The sequence below is a fragment of the Tundrisphaera macrotermitis genome, assembly GCF_051175315.1.
In the GTDB taxonomy this organism is placed as follows: domain Bacteria; phylum Planctomycetota; class Planctomycetia; order Isosphaerales; family Isosphaeraceae; genus Tundrisphaera.
In genome coordinates this window covers 6,192,951-6,210,610 of record NZ_CP195100.1, presented here as the reverse complement: position 1 = coordinate 6,210,610, position 17,660 = coordinate 6,192,951, and the positions used below count along the sequence as shown (strand labels likewise).

12 protein-coding genes are annotated in these 17,660 nt (G+C 71.1%); 7 read left to right on the top strand and 5 right to left on the bottom strand.

Annotated features, from left to right (window positions below; genetic code table 11):
* The first annotated feature begins 14 nt into the window (after nt 1–14).
* The 5 genes from TA3x_RS25030 (at nt 15) to TA3x_RS25010 (ending at nt 7,777) form a co-directional block, all read left to right on the top strand.
* Nucleotides 15–932, top strand: coding sequence for a polyprenyl synthetase family protein (locus TA3x_RS25030; protein WP_435017400.1), 918 nt, complete (start codon nt 15–17; stop codon nt 930–932).
* Entirely contained in the window at nt 932–2,887 is a 1,956-nt protein-coding gene (gene dxs / locus TA3x_RS25025) for a 1-deoxy-D-xylulose-5-phosphate synthase (protein WP_435017399.1), read from the top strand. The genes TA3x_RS25030 and dxs overlap by 1 nt, the downstream gene beginning before the upstream one ends.
* 209 nt (nt 2,888–3,096) lie before the next feature.
* A complete protein-coding gene (locus TA3x_RS25020) occupies nt 3,097–3,963 on the top strand; it encodes an NAD(+)/NADH kinase (RefSeq protein ID WP_435017398.1) in 867 nt (288 codons plus the stop codon).
* Between the two features lie 381 nt (nt 3,964–4,344).
* Nucleotides 4,345–5,967, top strand: coding sequence for a hypothetical protein (locus TA3x_RS25015; RefSeq protein WP_435017397.1), 1,623 nt, complete (start codon nt 4,345–4,347; stop codon nt 5,965–5,967).
* A 181-nt stretch (nt 5,968–6,148) separates the two neighbouring features.
* Nucleotides 6,149–7,777 carry a hypothetical protein gene (locus tag TA3x_RS25010; RefSeq protein WP_435017396.1) on the top strand — a complete coding sequence of 543 codons (1,629 nt, stop codon included), beginning with the start codon at nt 6,149–6,151 and terminating at the stop codon, nt 7,775–7,777.
* A 66-nt stretch (nt 7,778–7,843) separates the two neighbouring features.
* Here TA3x_RS25010 and TA3x_RS25005 read toward each other — a convergent pair whose 3' ends face one another.
* The 5 genes from TA3x_RS25005 to TA3x_RS24985 all read right to left on the bottom strand — a co-directional run bounded on the left by TA3x_RS25005 (nt 7,844) and on the right by TA3x_RS24985 (nt 14,381).
* Entirely contained in the window at nt 7,844–8,839 is a 996-nt protein-coding gene (locus TA3x_RS25005; protein WP_435017395.1) for a hypothetical protein, read from the bottom strand.
* A gap of 41 nt (nt 8,840–8,880) precedes the next feature.
* Complete coding sequence (locus tag TA3x_RS25000; RefSeq protein ID WP_435017394.1) at nt 8,881–10,452, bottom strand: amino acid adenylation domain-containing protein; 1,572 nt, start codon at nt 10,450–10,452, stop codon at nt 8,881–8,883.
* 139 nt (nt 10,453–10,591) lie between these two features.
* Nucleotides 10,592–11,548 (bottom strand): SGNH/GDSL hydrolase family protein, encoded by a 957-nt coding sequence (locus TA3x_RS24995; protein ID WP_435017393.1) that lies wholly within the window; start codon nt 11,546–11,548, stop codon nt 10,592–10,594.
* A 168-nt stretch (nt 11,549–11,716) separates the two neighbouring features.
* The gene (locus TA3x_RS24990; protein WP_435017392.1) at nt 11,717–12,901 is read right to left on the bottom strand and encodes an SGNH/GDSL hydrolase family protein; all 1,185 of its coding nucleotides are present in this window, start codon (nt 12,899–12,901) and stop codon (nt 11,717–11,719) included.
* Nucleotides 12,902–12,974: 73 nt separating this feature from the next.
* Complete coding sequence (locus TA3x_RS24985) at nt 12,975–14,381, bottom strand: hypothetical protein (protein WP_435017391.1); 1,407 nt, start codon at nt 14,379–14,381, stop codon at nt 12,975–12,977.
* 463 nt (nt 14,382–14,844) lie between these two features.
* Here TA3x_RS24985 and TA3x_RS24980 point away from each other — a divergent pair, with 463 nt between their 5' ends.
* Together TA3x_RS24980 and TA3x_RS24975 are read left to right on the top strand one after the other, a co-directional pair.
* Complete coding sequence (locus TA3x_RS24980) at nt 14,845–16,644, top strand: ArnT family glycosyltransferase (RefSeq protein WP_435017390.1); 1,800 nt, start codon at nt 14,845–14,847, stop codon at nt 16,642–16,644.
* Nucleotides 16,645–17,124: 480 nt separating this feature from the next.
* The gene (locus TA3x_RS24975; RefSeq protein WP_435017389.1) at nt 17,125–17,655 is read left to right on the top strand and encodes a hypothetical protein; all 531 of its coding nucleotides are present in this window, start codon (nt 17,125–17,127) and stop codon (nt 17,653–17,655) included.
* The last annotated feature ends 5 nt before the right edge of the window (nt 17,656–17,660 follow it).

The following is a 17,660-nucleotide window of genomic DNA, read 5'->3' as shown; positions in this document are numbered from 1 at the left end:
TCGCCCCCTCGCCCATGACGATCACCCAGACCTCCCTGAACGCCGCCTCCCTGGCCGAATCCATGAAGGATGCCCGGCTCCGGGTGGAGCAGGCCCTGGCCGGATTCCTCCCGGACTCCTCCGACCTCGGTTGCCCACCCCGCCTGGTCGAGGCGATGCGCTATAGCTTGATGGGCGGGGGCAAGCGGCTCCGCCCGGTCCTGGCGCTGATGGCCGCGGAGGCCTGCGGGGCCCCCCCGGACGCCGCGATGCCGGCGGCCTGCGCCCTGGAAATGGTCCACACCTACTCGCTGATCCACGACGACCTGCCGAGCATGGACGACGACGACCTGCGTCGGGGCCGGCCCACCTGCCACAAGGCCTTCGACGAGGCCACGGCCGTCCTGGCCGGCGATGCTCTGCTGACCCTGGCCTTCGAGGTCGTCGCCAGGCACACCCGCCCGGCCGAGGCGGCCGCCGCCTGCGTGCTGGCCCTGGCCGAGGGGGCCGGGCCGTCCGGGATGGTGGGCGGCCAGATGGCCGACCTCCTGGCCGAAGGCCGCCCGGACCCCACCCTGGACGCCCTGGAGGCGATCCATCGCCGCAAGACCGGCGCCCTGCTCCGCTCCTCGCTCAAGATGGGCGGGATCGTCGCCGGCGCGGACGAGCGGACGCTCCTCGCCCTGGACCACTACGGCCACGCGGTGGGCCTCGCCTTCCAGATCGTCGACGACCTGCTCGACGTGCAGGGGGATGAGGCGAAGCTGGGCAAGCGCGTCAACAAGGACCACGGGCTGGGGAAGTGGACCTACCCCGGACTGCTCGGCCTCGAAGGTAGTCGGCGCCACGCCCGCGCCCAGGCCGAGGAAGCCGTCGCGGCGCTGGCCCCCCTGGGCGATCGCGGCGATCGGTTGAGGGCATTGGCCCTGGATCTTTTGGAAAGGGACCGCTGATGAGCAGCAGCGCCGTGCTGGGTCGGATCCAAACCCCGGCCGACTTGAAGACGCTCTCGGAGACGGAACTCGAACAGCTCGCCGCCGAGATGCGGACCGAGTTGATCGGCGTCGTCAACGCACGCCCGGCGCACTTTGCCAGCAACCTCGGCGTGGTCGAGCTTTGCCTGGCGCTCCACCTCGCCTTCGACTTCACCGAAGACCGCCTGATCTGGGACACCGGCCACCAGGTCTATCCCCACAAGCTGATCACCGGCCGCGCCGACCAGATCCACACGATCCGCTCCAAGGGCGGGCTGATGGGCTACCCCAACCCGGCGGAAAGCCCGTTCGACCTGTTCATGACCGGCCACGCCGGCTGCGCCCCGTCGACGGCCCTCGGCCTCCGCGCCGGCGACGTGCTGACCGGCCACGAGGAACGGCACTCCGTCGCGGTGATCGGCGACGGGGCGTTCCCCTCGGGAATCGTCTTCGAGGCCCTGAACAACGCGACCTCGGCCGGCCCGGGCAGCAAGAAATTCCTGGTCGTCCTCAACGACAACAAGATGTCGATCTGCCCCCCGGTGGGCAACCTGGCCTACTACCTCGATAAGGCGCGGATGGCGCCCGCCTACAACGACTGGAACAAGCGGCTCCGCAAGCTCCTCCCCTCGATCCCGCTGGTCGGCGACCAGGCCGATCGCTGGCTCCAGCAGGCCAAGGATGCCATCAAGGCGTCGCTCCACGGCGGGATGCTGTTCGAGGAACTGGGCTTCGCCTACCTCGGCCCGGTCGACGGCCACGACCTCAAGACCCTCCGCAAGTACCTGGAGAAGGTCAAGGCGATGGACGGCCCGGTGCTGCTCCACGTCCTCACCGACAAGGGGCACGGCTTCGCACCGGCCGAGCAGGATCCGGTCAAGTATCACGCCCCGGCGCCGTTCCAGGAGGTCGAGGACGGCATCATCCCGCTCACCACCTCGTCCAGCCGGGCCTACACCGACGCCGTGAGCGACGCGCTGTACGAGGCGCTGGCCAAGGATCCCAAGGTGGCGGTGCTGACGGCCGCCATGTGCGAGGGGAACAAGCTCCAGAAGATCCGCGGGGCCTTCCCCGACCAGTTCTTCGACACCGGCATCTGCGAGAGCCACGCCGTCGCCTTCGCGGCCGGGATGGCCAAGGCGGGCAGCCGCCCGGTGGTGGACATCTACAGCACCTTCCTCCAGCGCTCCTTCGACCAGATCTTCCAGGAGGTGTCGCTGCAGAACCTGCCGGTGGTCTTCACGATGGACCGCGGCGGGCTGGTGGGGGCCGACGGCCCGACCCACCACGGCAGCTACGACCTGGCCTACATGCGGATGTTCCCCAACATGGTGGTGATGGCGCCCGGCGACGAGAAGGACGTCGCGCCGATGCTCGACTTCGCCCTCCGCCACGACGGGCCGACCTCGATCCGCTACCCCAAGGCCAACCTGGAGACGATCGACCGCGACGTCCAGCCCATCGTGCTCGGCGAGGCCGAGATCCTCGAATGGGAGACCGACGGGATGTTCCTGGCCTGCGGGACCCTGGTCGGCACCTGCCTCCGCGCCGCCGAACGGCTCCGCGAGCAGTACGGCCTGCGGGTGGGCGTCATCAACGCCCGGTTCGCCAAGCCACTGGACCGCCCGGTCGCGCTCAAGGCGATCGAGGAATGCGGCTTCGTCCTGACGGTCGAGGAGGGCTGCCTGCCCGGCGGCTTCGGCTCGGCCGTGCTGGAAGCGGCCTCCGATGCCGGCCTGAACACCGCGCACGTCCGCCGGCTCGGCCTGCCCGATCGCTTCATCCTCCACGCCGAGCGCGACGAACAGCTCGCCGAGGTCGGCCTGGACGTCGATGGCCTGACCGCCGCCGCCGTGGACCTGGCCCGGGCCGTGGGCCTGCCCTCGGCCGCCGTCGGCACCCTGGCCCGCGAGGGGAGCGTCTGCGCGGGCTGAGCCCGGGATGCCGGATGGGGGGCCGCTTGCCGCGGCCGATCCCCCCGGATAGGATCGGACGCATGGGCCGCTATCAACCGAGCCCCGCGCCCATGCGGTCGGATCGTCGTCGGCAGAACGGGCCGACCGACCGCCGACGCGGCTCCTCCCCGGCCGAGATCGGCGTGACCTCCCCGTCCCGAGATCCCCAGGCCGAGTGAGCCTCGCCCGTGCCCCTCCCGCCCCTCCTCCTGGCCATCCTGGGCAACGGCACCAAGTCCGACGTCATCGTCGAGGCCGAAAGGCTCCGCCTGACCTTGCAGGCCCACCCCGGGGTCCGGGTGGCGGAGGTGGACCTGGCCCACGAGACCGACCTCTCGGGGCTGGAGGCGGACATCGCGCTGGTGCTGGGGGGGGACGGGACGGTCCTGCATACCGCCCGGAGGATGGGGGACCGGCCGACCCCGGTCCTCGGTATCAACCTCGGTCGACTGGGGTTCCTCACCGAGTTCACCCCGGATGGATTCGCCGGGCGGCTCCCCGAGCTGGTGGCCCGCCGGTTCACGATCGACAACCTGATGACGCTGTCCTGCACGCTCATCACCCGCGACGGGAAGACGCGGACCTTCCGCGGCCTCAACGATGTCGTGCTCCGGGCCGCCCCGACGTTCCACCTCCTGGAGATCGGCGTCTCGATCGATGGCGAGGAGGTCATGACCTATCGGGGCGACGGCCTGATCCTGGCCAGCCCGGTCGGTTCGACCGCGCACAGCCTCTCGGCCGGCGGGCCGATCCTCCCGCCCGACGCCCAGATGTTCGTCCTCACCCCCATCTGCGCCCACACATTGACGCAGCGCCCGCTGGTCGATGCCCATCACCGGGTGTTCGAGCTGATCCCCATCGGCGAGACCCCCACCACCCTGGTCATCGACGGCCAGATCCAGGTCCCGGTCGAGGGGGGTGACCGGGTGGTCGTCCGGCGCGGGCAGACCCCGTTCCCGATGGTCCGGCTCCCCGGCCACAGCTTCTACCGGACCCTGCGAGACAAGCTCGGCTGGGGCGACCTGCCCCCCGGCATGCGGGGCACGCGTCCCTGATAGGCCTGGCCTGCCGATTGTCCCAGCGATGACGCGCACCCCGCAGGAATTGGGGCGGCACGCGGCCATTGCCCGGGTCGAATCGGTGGTATCTTTGACGGAACGTCGGGGACCCCCGGCGTGTTCGATCCGCATCGCGAGCCCTCCGGCCCGGCCGGGCGGCCTCGCGTCGGTCGTGATCCCTGCCACCTCCCCGGAATTGGTCGATGGCCATCTCCCCGGACCGCGTTGCTCATGAAGGTTTCGCGGGCCTGCCCAGATGGCCAAAAAATCCCGGGTGGATTGAATCAATCACGACCCACGGACGTCGAACAGAGGTTCCTCCGATGGAATGCGTCCCTTCCCGATCAACCTGGCCACGTTCGCCAAAAAGGGTGATCCATGCGTAACTCGAATTCGCTCCTGACCCGAGCCGGGGCCATGCTGCTCCTCTCAGGTCCCATCGCGGTGTTCGCCACCGACGTCCCCTCACAACCCGCGACCCCGGACCCGGCCGAGCTGCCGGTGGTTAACCTGCTGGACGGCGCCCGCTCCGGCGAACTGGGTGTCCAGGCCGAGGGGACCGGCACCGGCGTGATGACCGTGCGCGTCACCAACCCGACCAACCGTCGCGTCCGCGTCGTGCTCCCGCCCGGGCTGATCGCCACCGGCGCCACCGGCCAGATGATGGGCGGCATGGGCGGGATGGGCGGCGGGATGGGCGGAGGGATGATGGGCGGCGGCATGGGGGGCATGGGCGGCGGCATGGGCGGCATGGGCGGCGGAATGGGTGGGATGGGCGGCGGCATGGGCGGCATGGGGGGTATGGGCGGCGGTGGCATGGGCGGCGGGAGGATGCTGACGCTTTCGCCGATGATGGGGATGATGTCGGTGGCCAACCTGATCATGGAGCTGACCGGCGAGAAGGACAGCTGGGACCGCACCTCGCTGCAACGCGGTATGCAGGGCATGATGGGCGGCGGCATGGGCATGGGCGGCGGCATGGGCGGCATGGGCGGCATGGGCGGCATGGGGATGGGGGGCATGGGCGGCGGCATGGGCGGCCGGGGCGGGGGGATGCGGTCGGTGCCGGCGACCGACCTGCCCAACGCGGTGCTGGAGCCGGGCCAGACCCGGGGCCTGTCCACCCGGCTGTTCGCGTTGCAGGGCCCGGACGCGGCGTCGGCCCCGGCGAAGGGGGAGCGGCTGGAGCTGGGCGACATCGGCCAGGCGTCGTCGGACCCGCGGGTGGCCAAGGCGTTGCGGCGGCTGTCCGAGGACAAGGCTCCGGACGCGGTGGCTCAGATGGTGCTGTGGAGCGTGGCCGGCGGGATGGACTGGGCGACGATCGCGGAGCGTTCGCGGTCGTTCGCCAACGTGCGGGAGCTGGCGTTGGCCCGGCAGCTGGTGGACAGCCTGGACGCCCTGCCGGCCGGCGAGTCGGGTCACCTGTTCATCTCCTTCGAGGGGCAAGCCCCGGCCGAGGAACTGGCCAATCAGCTCCGTGGTCGGACGGTGCTGGGGCTGGAGGTGACCTCCGGCGTGCCGGAGAAGCCGAACGGCCCGTCGGTGGGCTGCAAGGTGTCCATCGGCGGCGAGCCGGGCAAGCCGGAGGCGGTCGTCCGCCTGGCCGAGACGACTCGGGGTGGCGAATGGGTCGCCGTGGGCAAGTTCACCCTGCCGCTGGCCCAGGACGCCCATGGGAAAGTGGACGCCGCGGTGTCCGGAGACGCATTGGCCGCCGGGATCATGAACCGGCTGGTGCGGGCGTCGCTGGTGAAGTCACGCAATGCAGACGGGACCAACGGGTTCCACGTCCGGATCGAGAACGCCTCGCCGCTGGTGCTCAACGGCGTGTCGTTGATCGGGACGGAGCACAAGGAAACGGACTCGCCCCGCTACTTGTTGGGGCTGAACGTGGCACCGGGCCACAGCCTGTCGCTTCCGATCACCAATCGCGCGGCGCAGGACACGGGCCTGAAGAAGGGGATCCAGCTGGTCGGATTGGACCTTTCCGGACTCTGAACCTGGCGGTCGGTCCCTGATTCGGCCGGCGTCCCATCCCCTCTCGGGATGGGACGCCGGGACGGGAAAACCGGGTCGATTGGCCAGGCGACCACACCCTCCGGCGTCGAAAAGACCAGCTTCTACGTTGGAATGTGTTCTCACCTCACTTTCGTTTCTCCTGGCCTACCGAAAGGTCTCCATGCGTAACCTCAATACTCTGCTCTCGTTGGCGGCGGCCCCGCTGCTCCTCTCGGGACCCATCGCCGTGTACGCGGCCGATAAGACGGCCCAGGCCCAGAATTCCACCCCGGCCGAGCTGCCGGTGGTCAACCTGCTGGACGGCGCCCGCTCCGGCGAGCTGGGTGTCCAGGCCGAGGGGACCGGCACCGGCGTGATGACCGTGCGCGTCACCAACCCGACCAACCGTCGCGTCCGCGTCGTGCTCCCGCCCGGGCTGATCGCCACCGGCGCCACCGGCCAGATGATGGGCGGCATGGGCGGGATGGGCGGCGGGATGGGCGGAGGGATGATGGGCGGCGGCATGGGGGGCATGGGCGGCGGCATGGGCGGCATGGGCGGCGGCATGGGCGGCATGGGCGGCGGCATGGGCGGCATGGGCGGCGGCATGGGCGGCGGCGGGGGCATGCTGACGCTTTCGCCGATGATGGGGATGATGTCGGTGGCCAACCTGATCATGGAGCTGACCGGCGAGAAGGACAGCTGGGACCGCACCTCGCTGCAACGCGGCATGCAGGGCATGATGGGCGGCGGCATGGGCGGCGGCATGGGCATGGGCGGCGGCATGGGCGGCATGGGCGGCATGGGCGGCGGCATGGGCGGCGGCATGGGCGGCCGGGGCGGGGGGATGCGGTCGGTGCCGGCGACCGACCTGCCCAACGCGGTGCTGGAGCCGGGCCAGACCCGGGGCCTGTCCACCCGGCTGTTCGCGTTGCAGGGGCCGGACGCGGCGTCGGCCCCGGCGAAGGGGGAGCGGCTGGAGCTGGGCGACATCGGCCAGGCGTCGTCGGACCCGCGGGTGGCCAAGGCGTTGCGGCGGCTGTCCGAGGACAAGGCTCCGGACGCGGTGGCTCAGATGGTGCTGTGGAGCGTGGCCGGGGGGATGGACTGGGCGACGATCGCGGAGCGTTCGCGGCCGTTCGCCAACGTGAGGGAGCTGGCTTTGGCCCGGCAGCTGGTGGACAGCCTGGACGTCCTGCCCGAGGCGGAGACCGGACGCCTGTTCGTCTCCTTCGAGGCGGAGAAGGCCGACCAGGCCGGGCTCGCCAAGGAGCTTGAGGGGCTGTTCCGGGACCGGATGGTGCTGGGGATGTCGGCGACCGCCGGCGTGCCGGAGAAGCCGAACGGCCCGGCGGTGGGGTGCAAGGTGTCCATCGGCGGCGAGCCGGGCAAGCCGGAGGCGGTCGTCCGCCTGGCCGGGACCACCAAGGGCGGCGAGTGGATCTCCGGCGGCAAGTTCACCCTGCCGCTGGCCGTCGACTCCTCCGGCAAGGCGGACCTGGCGGGCTTCGGCGACGCGTTGGCCGAGGGGATCATGAACCGGTTGGTGCGGGCGTCGCTGGTGAAGTCGAGGAATTCGGACGGGACCAACGGGTTCCACGTCCGGATCGAGAACGCCTCGCCGCTGGTGCTCAACGGCGTGTCGCTGATCGGGACGGAGCACAAGGAGTCCGACGCCCCGAAGTACCTTCTGGGGCTGAACGTGGCGCCGGGCCGGAGCCTGTCGCTGCCGATCACCAATCGCGCGGCGCAGGAGACGGGCCTGAAGAAGGGGATCCAGCTGGTCGGGCTGGACCTCTCCGGCCTCTGATCACTCACCGCATCTGATCGACCGGCCGGCGTCCCATCCCATCCCGGGCGGGGACGCCGGCCGTTTTCATGCCCGGGCGGTCGGCGACGATCCGCCGCCGATGGCCACCGACACGCGGCGGCCGATCCGGGGATTGGCCTCGGCCCGCGACGCCGCCGGCGGCCCGAAGCAGGGCCACAACCAGTATGCGACGGCATCCGCGGGATGGGCGGCGATCTCGGCTTCGAGCCGGGCCAGGAAGGCCGCAACCCCGGCATCCTCGGCCCCCGGGTCGATCGATCGGGGCGGGTCGAAGGTCAGCGAGAACCGCCCCCCGGGCCGATGGCCGGCGAAGGCGAAGACGACCGGAGAGCGGGTCAAAGCCGCCAGGTCGGTCCAGATCGCCAGGAAGGTCCGGTCGATCCCCAGGAGCCGGCCGGGGCGGCAGTTGGGGCCGGGCCAGAGGATGTCCCCGGTGAGGTAGACCGCCATCCCGTCGCGCAAGGCCGCGCGGGCCCGGAGCAGCCGATCGGACGACTCGGCCGGGGTCATCGCCCGGCGGAGGAAGAAGCCCGACTGGGGATGCGGGCCGGGCTCGTCGAACCGCCCGGCCAGGTAGGACGACACGTGCTTGGGCTTCTGGACCAGCAGCCGCGCCGGGATGCCCCGGCGATGGAGCCAGTGCTGCCCGGCGACATGCGCCCCGAGATGGCTGCCGACCACGATGACCCCCCGGCCGCCGGCCAGGGCCCGGTCGAGGTGATCGGCCCCCCGGACGTCGAACCTGGCCAGGGCCTCCGCATCTTCCAGGCCGTCGAGCAGGTGGTCGCGGGCCGTGAACCGGGCGAGGTTCGCGGCCACATCCCCGACCGTCGTGCCGGGCACCCAGTCCTCGCCGAGCACCGAACGGGCCCGACTCAGGTTGTCGGCGATCTGCCGGCGCCTCCGCCATCGAGCCGCCATCGCCAGCCGGCCCAGGGCGTCCAGGACCCGGTCTCCCCGGGACGGGCCCATCCGACGCAGGGCGGGGAGGATGGCCCCGTGGAACCACCCTTTCCAACTCACGGCCTGGCGAAGCGTCATGGTGGGCGGACTCGGCGGCCGTGGGTGGGGGTGTCGACGGGTCAGCCGCAGGAGGCCAGCTGCTTGAGCCCCTGGTAGTCGACCTTGTCGGTGGAGGTGGTGGGCAGCCCGTTCATGAACTGGATCACGTCGGGGACCATGTAGCCCGGCAGGATTTGCGAGCAGTGCCGCTTGACGGCGATCTGCGACGCCTTGTGCCCCGGCTTCATCGCGATGAACGCGACCAGGGACAGGCCATCCGCCGCGTCCATCCGGGCGATCACCGCGGCGCGGTCGATCCCGTCGTTGCGATACAGGGCCGCCTCGATCTCGCCCAGCTCGATCCGGTAGCCCCGCTTCTTCACCATCCGGTCGCGTCGGCCGTGGAAGCGATAGCACCCGGTGCCGTCGTCGGAGACGAGGTCCCCGGTGCGATACCAGGCCCCGAGATCGTCGAGGAAGAAGGCCCGCGCCGTCAGGTCGGGCCGGCCGAAGTATCCCATCATCACCCCGGCTCCGGCGACCACCAGCTCGCCGACGACCCCGTGGGCGACGTCGCGGCCCCGCTCGTCGACCACTCGCGTCAGGGCGGGGGGGCAGGCCGTGCCGATCGGGAAGGCCTCGTCGCGGTCGGCCGGGATCACGTCGGGGATCCGGAAGGCGGTGCAGACGTTGGTCTCGGTCGGGCCGTACAGGTTCCACATCCGGGCGGCCGGCCAGGCCGAGCGGAGTTGCCGCAGAGGCCCGATCGGGAACACCTCGCCCGCGAACAGGACGAGCCGGGGGGCCGGGAATCCCTCCCGATCGATGCCGCCGTGCTCGGCCAGCAGGGCCAGGATCGAGGGGGCCGAGTACCAGACGTCGACCCGGGCCTCGGCCAGGAACCCGCCCAGCCGCGCCGGGTCCTTGCCCAACGCCTCGCCGATCAGGACCAGGGTGGCCGCATGGCGGCACGACGCGAACAGGTCGAAGGTCGACAGGTCGAAGTGGAAGGGTGCGTGGGACGCGAACCGATCCCGCTCGTTCAGTTCGAAGGCCGTCTCGCACCAGTCGAGGAAGGCGAAGGCGTTGGCGTGCGACAGCACCACGCCCTTGGGCTGGCCGGTCGAGCCCGATGTATAGAGGAGATAGGCCGGGTCGTCGGCCACGCGGGCCGGCACCAGGGGCGAGGGGGCGTCGTCGACCAGCACTTCCTCCCAGGTCGCCTCGCGGGCCGGGCACGGCGTCGCCTCGCCCAGGGTGATGAGGCGGGGGACCGGGCCGAGGCCGGTCGGCCAGGCGGCCAGCAGGGCCGGGGCCGAGCCGGAGTCCACGATCACGGCCTTGACGCCGGCATCGGCCAGGATGCCGGCCCCTCGCGCCGCCGGGGAGGTCGGGTCGACCGGCACGTAGGCCGCGCCGGCGCGGAGGATGCCGTGGATGGCCGCGACCGCCTCGGGCGACTTGGGCAGGAACAGGCCGACGCGATCGCCGCGTCCCACGCCCCAGCGGGCCAGGCGGGTCGCGAGCCGATCGGCGGCGTGGTGAAGCTCGGCATAGGTCAGGCCGCGGCCGCGTTCGTCGACGACCGCCGGGTGATCGGGCCGCGAATCGGCGGCATGATCCAGCAGGGATCCGAGATGGTGAGCATCCATGCTCATAATGGTATCGTGGTATCAGGGTGCGGGGGATCGACGTCGGGAACTCGCGAGCCCGTCCGACGATCCCGCTAGTCTCACCTCGCAATCGCGTCCCGGCGGCCGACAGGCATCCCGGCCGATTTCCGCGGGGCGATCAGCGGCGCCGGCGGGCGGCGACCGAGCAGGCCGCGATCCCGAGGCCGACCAGGAGGCAGGAGGACGGCTCGGGCACCGCGAACGGGGCCAGGGCACCCTGCCCGATCAGGTCGTGGACCCGGGCGGTCGGGTGGACGCCGTCCCAGAACAGGAAGTGGTCGGCATCCCGATCGACGGTCCCGGGCAGCCCGGTCTCCCCGCTCTTGGCCGCGGCGGTGATGTTGCTGATCTGGAATCGGGAGGGATTGGCCAGGATCTGCTGGAACACGCCGTCGACGTCGAGCTGGTGGATCCTGATCCCGAGGCCCGAGGCGAGGCCGCCGAGGCCCGCGGCCAGCCTCATGTTGAAGTCCTGCGTCAGGAGGTTGAACTGCGCCGCGGCGGCCGGCCCGAAGGCGGCGACGGCCGGGGTGTAGCCGAGCTGCGGCAGGTTCGGCACCACGAATTCCTTCGCCCCGGCCTGGCTCAGCGCGGTGATCTGCGAGAGGATGTTGCCGACGGATCGCGCGGGGTTCGGGGCCGCCTGGTGCAGGAGGTCGTTGGCCCCGGCCCAGACCACGAACAGCTTGCTCGCCGCATCCTGGGGGCCGGAGAGCAGGTAGAGGCCCACCTGGGTGTCGAGGTTGGGCACGCCGCTCACGCTCCCGCCCGGGCCCGGCTCGGCCCCGGTCTCGGCGTTGGCGAAGGCGTAATTGGTCCCCCCCAGCGAGACGGGCCGGGGGGCTTCCAGGCCGAGGCCCAGGGCCAGGGTCTCGACCCAGAGCGGGCCGTTCGAGAACCGGCCGCCGGCGTAGGGCGGCGTCGGATAGGTGAACCCGGTCTGGGCGTACACGTTGCCGGTATCGGTCAGGCTGTCCCCGAAGGCCACGATCCCGGTGAATCCCGCCTGAGTCTGCGATGCCGCCGGCGATCCCAACACCAGGAGGACCACCGCGAGGGCTCGTCTGAATTGCATCTGTTGAAGTCCTTTTCCATGACGATCCGAATCACGGCGGGATCGACGTCGAGCCCGCGCCGTCGCGGGCCGAGGGGAGGCACGGACGGCGATTCGGTCGGATTGAAACAGGATCAACGATGGAAGGCAATGATGTTTCCGCGTTTCACCTGCACTTACCCGGGCCGATCAGCCCGCCCCGGGGAAGAGCAGGCCGGCGAGGGCCGGGCGGTCCATGACCGATCGCGACAGGTTCTCGAACAGGAGGCGGTGGCCCAGCGTGTTGGGATGATCATCATTGGGCGCGATCTCGACCGAGGCGGACGGGACGTCGTCGAACGACGCGGAGAGGTCGAAGAAGGGGACGGCGTGGCGGGCGGCGATGCCGGCGTGGCGGGCGGCGGCCAGGGCCCGGGCGTCGACCACGTCGTCGCGGCAGGCGCGGGGCACCAGCAGGTAGGCCAGGGGGATGTCCAGCGAGCGGCAATCGGCGGCGATGGCCCCGACGAAGCCGTCGGCGAAGGTCCAGTAATGGTCCTTGATCCGGGCCTTGAAGCCGTTGCGTTTGTCGCGGTCGGCCCAGGCATCCCCGCGGGCGGGGCCGGTGGTGATCCCCGCATCGGCGGCGGCCCGGATGAAGAAGGGATACTTGAGGTCCACGCCGTTGCGGACCAGGGCCCCCAGGTGGATCTCGACCAGCCGGGGGTCGAGCATCGTCGCCGAGAAGAGGACGAGGTCGGGCTGGTATTCCAAAGCCTTGCGGTGGAAGGCTTCATAACGCTGAGCCGGGCCGTAGGCGGCGATGGCGAAGTTGAGCACCTCGAACCGGCGAGCCAGCCCTCGCCGGGCGGCCTCGGCGTTGAGCCAGTCTTCGAGCCGGTTCTCGTAGGTCTCGTCGGTGGCGACGCCCCAGCCCATGTCGATCGACGAGCCGAGCAGGGCGATCCGGAACGTGCCCTCGGGCTTTTCGATGGCGTACTCGCGATCGCGGAGCCCCCGGGAGTTGGTGGTGAACCGCTCGCCGAAGACGACCTTGTCCTGGTCGGGCTTGAGGTCGAACTGGAGGAAGTCGCCGTCCAGGCCCCGGGTGATGTCGGCGGCCTGGACCCGGTTCCAGGCGATCGCCCGGCCGATCAGGCTGGAGTCGAGCGCGGACCGCGCCCCCCGCCGGTTGGCCCCCGCGCCTCCGATCAGGCCCTCATAGTAGCCCCCGGCGTTCTCGGCCCGGTCGGCGCGGTTGAGGCCCAGCGATCGGGCGTCGTCGCGGACGCTCACGGCCCACCCGGCGGGCAGGGGGATCACCCCCAGGGCCAGCACGGCCAGCGCGACGACGACCCGGGCGGGGGACGGTTGGGGCGGCCTGCGATCGTTCATCGTCGCTCGTCTCCGGGGACCGCAAACGTCAGGATGACCGAATCGCCGATGGCATCGATCGGGCGGGCGGCGATCACGGGCGGAACGCCTTGCCGAACATCCCGGCCCAGGCGCCGAGGCTCGGGCTCGACCAGAGCGACCACAGGGTCGCGATCGTGGCGAAGGTGGCCGCCGTCTTCGCGGCGCGGAGGGCGATGGCCCTCGGCGATCCCGCGTCGGTGCGCGAGGTCGGCCGCGCGTCCGAGGCCCGGGCGTCGAGCTGGACGTTGATCAGGACCAGCCCGCCCAGGATGCCCCAGAACAGGGCGTCGGGGGCGGAGAAGCCCCAGGAACCCCGGAGCCAGAAGGTCTGGTAGGCGTGCAGGAACCAAGTCGTCGCGAACACGGCCGAGGTCGCCGTCGCCAGCGCGACCCAGCGCGGCCGGCGCTTGAGCCGGAAGGCCACCGGGTTGAACACGACCCGGATCATGAAATCCTTCCAGTAGATGTTCACCCGCCGCCAGTAGTCGGTGAACCCGGACGCCAGCAGGTAGTTGTGATGCGTCTGGGGGAGCTGGTAGCCGAACAGGTGGAGCATCCCGCACGCGACGTGGAACTGGCCGGAGACCCGGAGGTAGAGCAGGTAATTGCAGGCGATGTAGGCCAGCAAGGTTGCCGGGCTGTTCACCTCGTCGGCCGAGATCAGCAAACGATGATAGATCAGGCGGTAGGCGAGCAGGTGCGCCACGCCGTTGAAGATCATCCGCAGGCCGGCCAACTGGGTCTCGTGGACGTCCCTGGCGAAGAAGCTCCGGCCCATCGTCCGGTAGTCGACCACCGGGAAGTGGAGGAAGGCGAAGTTGGGCAGGAGGAAGAAGTAGTTGAGCGTGTCCACCCAGGGCTCGGGCTTCTTCGCGTGCTTGAGTTCATAGAGGTAGATGATCATCCGGAACATGAGCATCGACCCGGCCACCGGCCAGACGATCTCCGCCAGGGCCAGCGACGAGGAGGCTGCGTAGGCCCGCCCGATCGCCAGGCCGAGCGCGGCCGCCGAGATCAGGGCCACCCGGGCCGACCAGGCGATCGGCAGCCGGGTCGCCGCGATCAGGGGCAAGGCCAGGCCGATCACCGCCAGCGCCGGGCCGGGGCCGAAGACAGCGCCCAGGCCGATCAGCGACGCGGCCAGGAAGAACGCCTTCTTGTGGCGGAAGGGCAGGGCATAGTGGATCGGCAGGGCGATCAGCGTGATCAGGCCCAGGAGGAGCAGGGCCCGCCCCTCGACCCGATAGACCCCGATGACCGCCAGCAGCACGGCCATCTGGCCGAGGATGGGCAGGAATTTCCGGAGGTCGCGGCGGCAGGCCTCGGGCTCGCCGGGATAGAGCCAGCCCCGGGGCGAGTCGGACGGATCGGGCCGGCTCGGGATCGGGAAGAACCGGCGGTGGGGTGCGGACCGCCGCGCCGTTCGCGCATCGATCGACGGTCGGGTTACGAGTCCCACGGGCCATCCCCCCATCCCTGTGCCGGCTTGCCGACGTCTCGGCCGGACCGCGGATGGAGGCAAAGTAGATCGGGGGCCGGCCCATCCTTGGGCCGGTGGTCCCCGAAACGACCGCAACATCCGTGTCGGCGTTCGATGCGAGCGTCCCGCCTCCTCGGCGTCGAAGGGTGGCGACGGGGCCGCTCGGGCGGGCGTCGAAACGCCCACTTTCGGGCCGCACCGTCGGCGGCGGATCGGGCCCTCTTGGGCCGTCCTCGCCCCCCCTCGTCTGGACGACAGAGGGGGTATAACCGATCCGACGATCACAAGTCAACCCGACCCCGGCATGCACGAATTTCCGCCCTCCGGTCCATAATCGCCCGGCGTGGCTCGGCTTGCGGAGAGGGGGGATCTGGGGTAGCTTGCCGGCCGCCCGCGCGGGGCGGGTGGACCGGACCCCATGCGTGGTCTCAAGGAGGAGACGATGCCGACAGAGACCGACACCGGGCGATCCTGGGCCCCGGAACTCATCCTGGCGATCGTGGCCTCGGCCGCATTCCTGGGCTTCCTCGGTTCCACCGAACTCTGGGGCAAGCGCGAGCAGCGGGCCTCGGCCGAGGCGATGGATACGGTCGACCATGGCCGCTGGCTGGTCGCCGAGATCCAGTCCCGCCCCCGGCTGGAGAAGCCCCCGCTGCCCCGATGGGTCGTGGCCTCGGCGATGACCCTGACCGGCCGTCGCGACGAGGCCATTGTCCGCCTGCCCAACGCCGCGGCGGCCCTGATGATGGTGGGCCTGGTCTACCTGATGGGCCGGGGGATCGGCGGGCGGGCCGTCGGGTTGGCGTCGGGGCTGGCGCTGGCCTCCCTGATCTTCTTCATGGTCGAGCTGCGCCAGGCGGGCAACGACGGGCCCCTGGCCCTGTTCACCACGCTGGCCATCTTCGCCGCATGGAAACGCCTGCACGGCGGCCCGGCCGAGATCCCCGCGGAGGTCGCCGGGCTGCGGCGATGGGCCATCCTCATGTATGCGGCGCTGGGGCTCGGCTTCCTGACAAAGGGGCCGGTGATCCTCCTGCTGGTGGGGACGACCCTGGTGGCCTACCTGGCCAGCACGCGCCGGCTGCGGGCCGGTGCACGGCTACTCCTCGACGGGCCGGGCGTGGCGCTGTTCATCGCCCTGGCGCTGGCCTGGCCGCTGCCGGTCCTGCTCCGCGATCCCAACGCGGCACGGGTCTGGTTGCTGGAGATGGCCCAGAAGACCAGCTCGGCGGGCATCCATCACGGACGCTCCCGCGAGTTCCTGGCCTGGGACTGGCTCTGGATGGCCTTGCCCTGGACCCCGTTCGCCCTGGTCGCGGCGCTCCGGCCCCTACGCCGGGCCCGGGGCGGGTCGCCCGACGCGTCGCCCCGATTCGGGATCGTCTGGTGGTGGGCCCTGGGCAACCTGGCGATGCTGGGATGCTGGAAGGTGTCCAAGCCCAGCTATTATGTGCCCTGCCTGCCCGCGGTGGCCCTGCTGATCGGCGGGGAGTGGGTGCGGGCCTGCCGGCTGGCGAGGGGGGCCGAGGCGGGGGCGAAGGCGGCCCGCTGGCTGCTCCAAGGCACCTGGGTGGTGATGTTCGCGGCGGCCCTCGTCGCGCCGGTCGCGGCCGGGCAGGTGGCCCCGGGCCTCCTCCCGTGGGCGTGGGCCGCCTCGGGGATCGTCGCCGGGGCGGTAATCCTCGGGGCCTGGGCCTGGAGGCGGGGGGCCGATGCCTGGTCCATGGCCCCGATCGCCGGCGCCGTGGTCGCCGTGGCCCTGGTCGGGTATGGGGCCCTGGCCCCGGCGGAGAACGCCGCGCGGGGGCATCGCCGCCTGGCGCGGACGCTGGAGGAGGTCGTGCCCCCGGACGTCCGCACCGTCCTGTTCTTCGCGGAGCTGGACGAGGGGCTCTGGTTCTACCTGAAGGGCCACGACCTCGCGCCACTGCCGGCGGCGCGGACCCGGTACAACCGCGGCTTCGACCTCCTGGACGAATCCTCGGGCCAGAAGGTCGACACCCCGGCCCAACGCACCGCCCGGGCCCGCGACCAGGTCGCCGACTGGGCCAGGGACGGGTCCGCCTCCTCGCCCTACCTGCTGATCCGCGGCAAGATCTACGACCTGTTCGCCGGCGAGATCCAGGATCTCGTCGAGCCGGTCTACCGCGAGCAGGACGTCCGCCGCAACGAGCTGGTCCTGCTCCGGCCCCGGAGCGCCCGGGTGGCGGCAGGCCATGCCGCCGGTCCCGCCCGCCGCTGATCGAACCCCGTGTTCGCCCCGCCCGGACGGTCGAAATCGAGTCCCCCCGGATGTTGCCAGGTCACTCCGACCGGCGGCGTCCGGGGGGACTTTGCGGTTCGGGTCATCTGTTCCGTGGCGACTTTTCCGATTCTGCGGGTCGTGACGACGTCTTATCTTATGCAGATCCCCAGGGCTACGCGACCGCGACGACCGTCAACCTCGCGTGCCGTAAGTCTCTGGCAGAAAAGAAGAACCGGAGTCAAGGCCGGGCCGGGTTCCGACGATAACAGTCATGGCTCGCCAAGGTAACGCACGGCGAGGACTGGGGAGCACCGGTGAGTGGGACGGTTTGATGGGTCGGGCCGCAAGGCCTCGGGTACTCGGGAAGTCCCGCCCATGAGAGCTGTCCACGGTCGGAATTCCAAGGGACGCGACTGGTCGCCCTCGGGCCAGGAGACCGCCCTTTACTTGTTTGCCCAAAACGGAGTTTCTTCTCCCATGTCGAAGTCCTTGACGTTGAGCATGAGCCTGGTCCTCGCCCTCGGCTTCACCGGCATCAGCAAGGCCGGCCACGGCGGCTGCGACACCTGCGGCCTGGCCTCGCCCCAGGGCGTGGTCGCCAGCCCCCAGGCCTCGCCCCAGGGCGAGTACACGACCTGCAGCACCTGCGAAGCCCCCAAGAAGAAGTGCTGCCTCCTCGACTTCCTCAAGCCCAAGCCCAAGACCTACACCTACGAGTGGGTCCTGAAGAAGAAGAAGGTCCACCACGCCAAGGCCGTCGAAGATTGCGGCACGCCCGCCGTCTACCCGACCAGCCAGGCCAGCCCCCAGTCGTACGCCGCCCCCCAGTCGTACGCCGCTCCCCAGTCGTACGCCGCCCCCCAGGCCTACGGCAGCGGCCAGGTGACCCCCACCACGACCGCCCCGGTCGCCCCCCCGGCCGCTGACGACTCGGTGCCCCCCGCCCCGCCCGTCCCGACCCAGGCCAACTCCTCCAGCCTGCTGTTCCTGGCCCCGGCCGGTAACTGAATGCC

Bases quoted from the DNA above. Each gene is read 5' to 3' on its own strand.
- TA3x_RS25015 (WP_435017397.1), top strand. From the start codon at position 4,345: ATGCGTAACTCGAATTCGCTCCTGACCCGAGCCGGGGCCATGCTGCTC.
- TA3x_RS24990 (WP_435017392.1), bottom strand. From the start codon at position 12,901: ATGAACGATCGCAGGCCGCCCCAACCGTCCCCCGCCCGGGTCGTCGTC.
- TA3x_RS24980 (WP_435017390.1), top strand. From the start codon at position 14,845: ATGCCGACAGAGACCGACACCGGGCGATCCTGGGCCCCGGAACTCATC.
- dxs (WP_435017399.1), top strand. From the start codon at position 932: ATGAGCAGCAGCGCCGTGCTGGGTCGGATCCAAACCCCGGCCGACTTG.
- TA3x_RS24975 (WP_435017389.1), top strand. From the start codon at position 17,125: ATGTCGAAGTCCTTGACGTTGAGCATGAGCCTGGTCCTCGCCCTCGGC.
- TA3x_RS25010 (WP_435017396.1), top strand. From the start codon at position 6,149: ATGCGTAACCTCAATACTCTGCTCTCGTTGGCGGCGGCCCCGCTGCTC.
- TA3x_RS24995 (WP_435017393.1), bottom strand. From the start codon at position 11,548: ATGCAATTCAGACGAGCCCTCGCGGTGGTCCTCCTGGTGTTGGGATCG.
- TA3x_RS25005 (WP_435017395.1), bottom strand. From the start codon at position 8,839: ATGACGCTTCGCCAGGCCGTGAGTTGGAAAGGGTGGTTCCACGGGGCC.
- TA3x_RS25000 (WP_435017394.1), bottom strand. From the start codon at position 10,452: ATGGATGCTCACCATCTCGGATCCCTGCTGGATCATGCCGCCGATTCG.
- TA3x_RS25030 (WP_435017400.1), top strand. From the start codon at position 15: ATGACGATCACCCAGACCTCCCTGAACGCCGCCTCCCTGGCCGAATCC.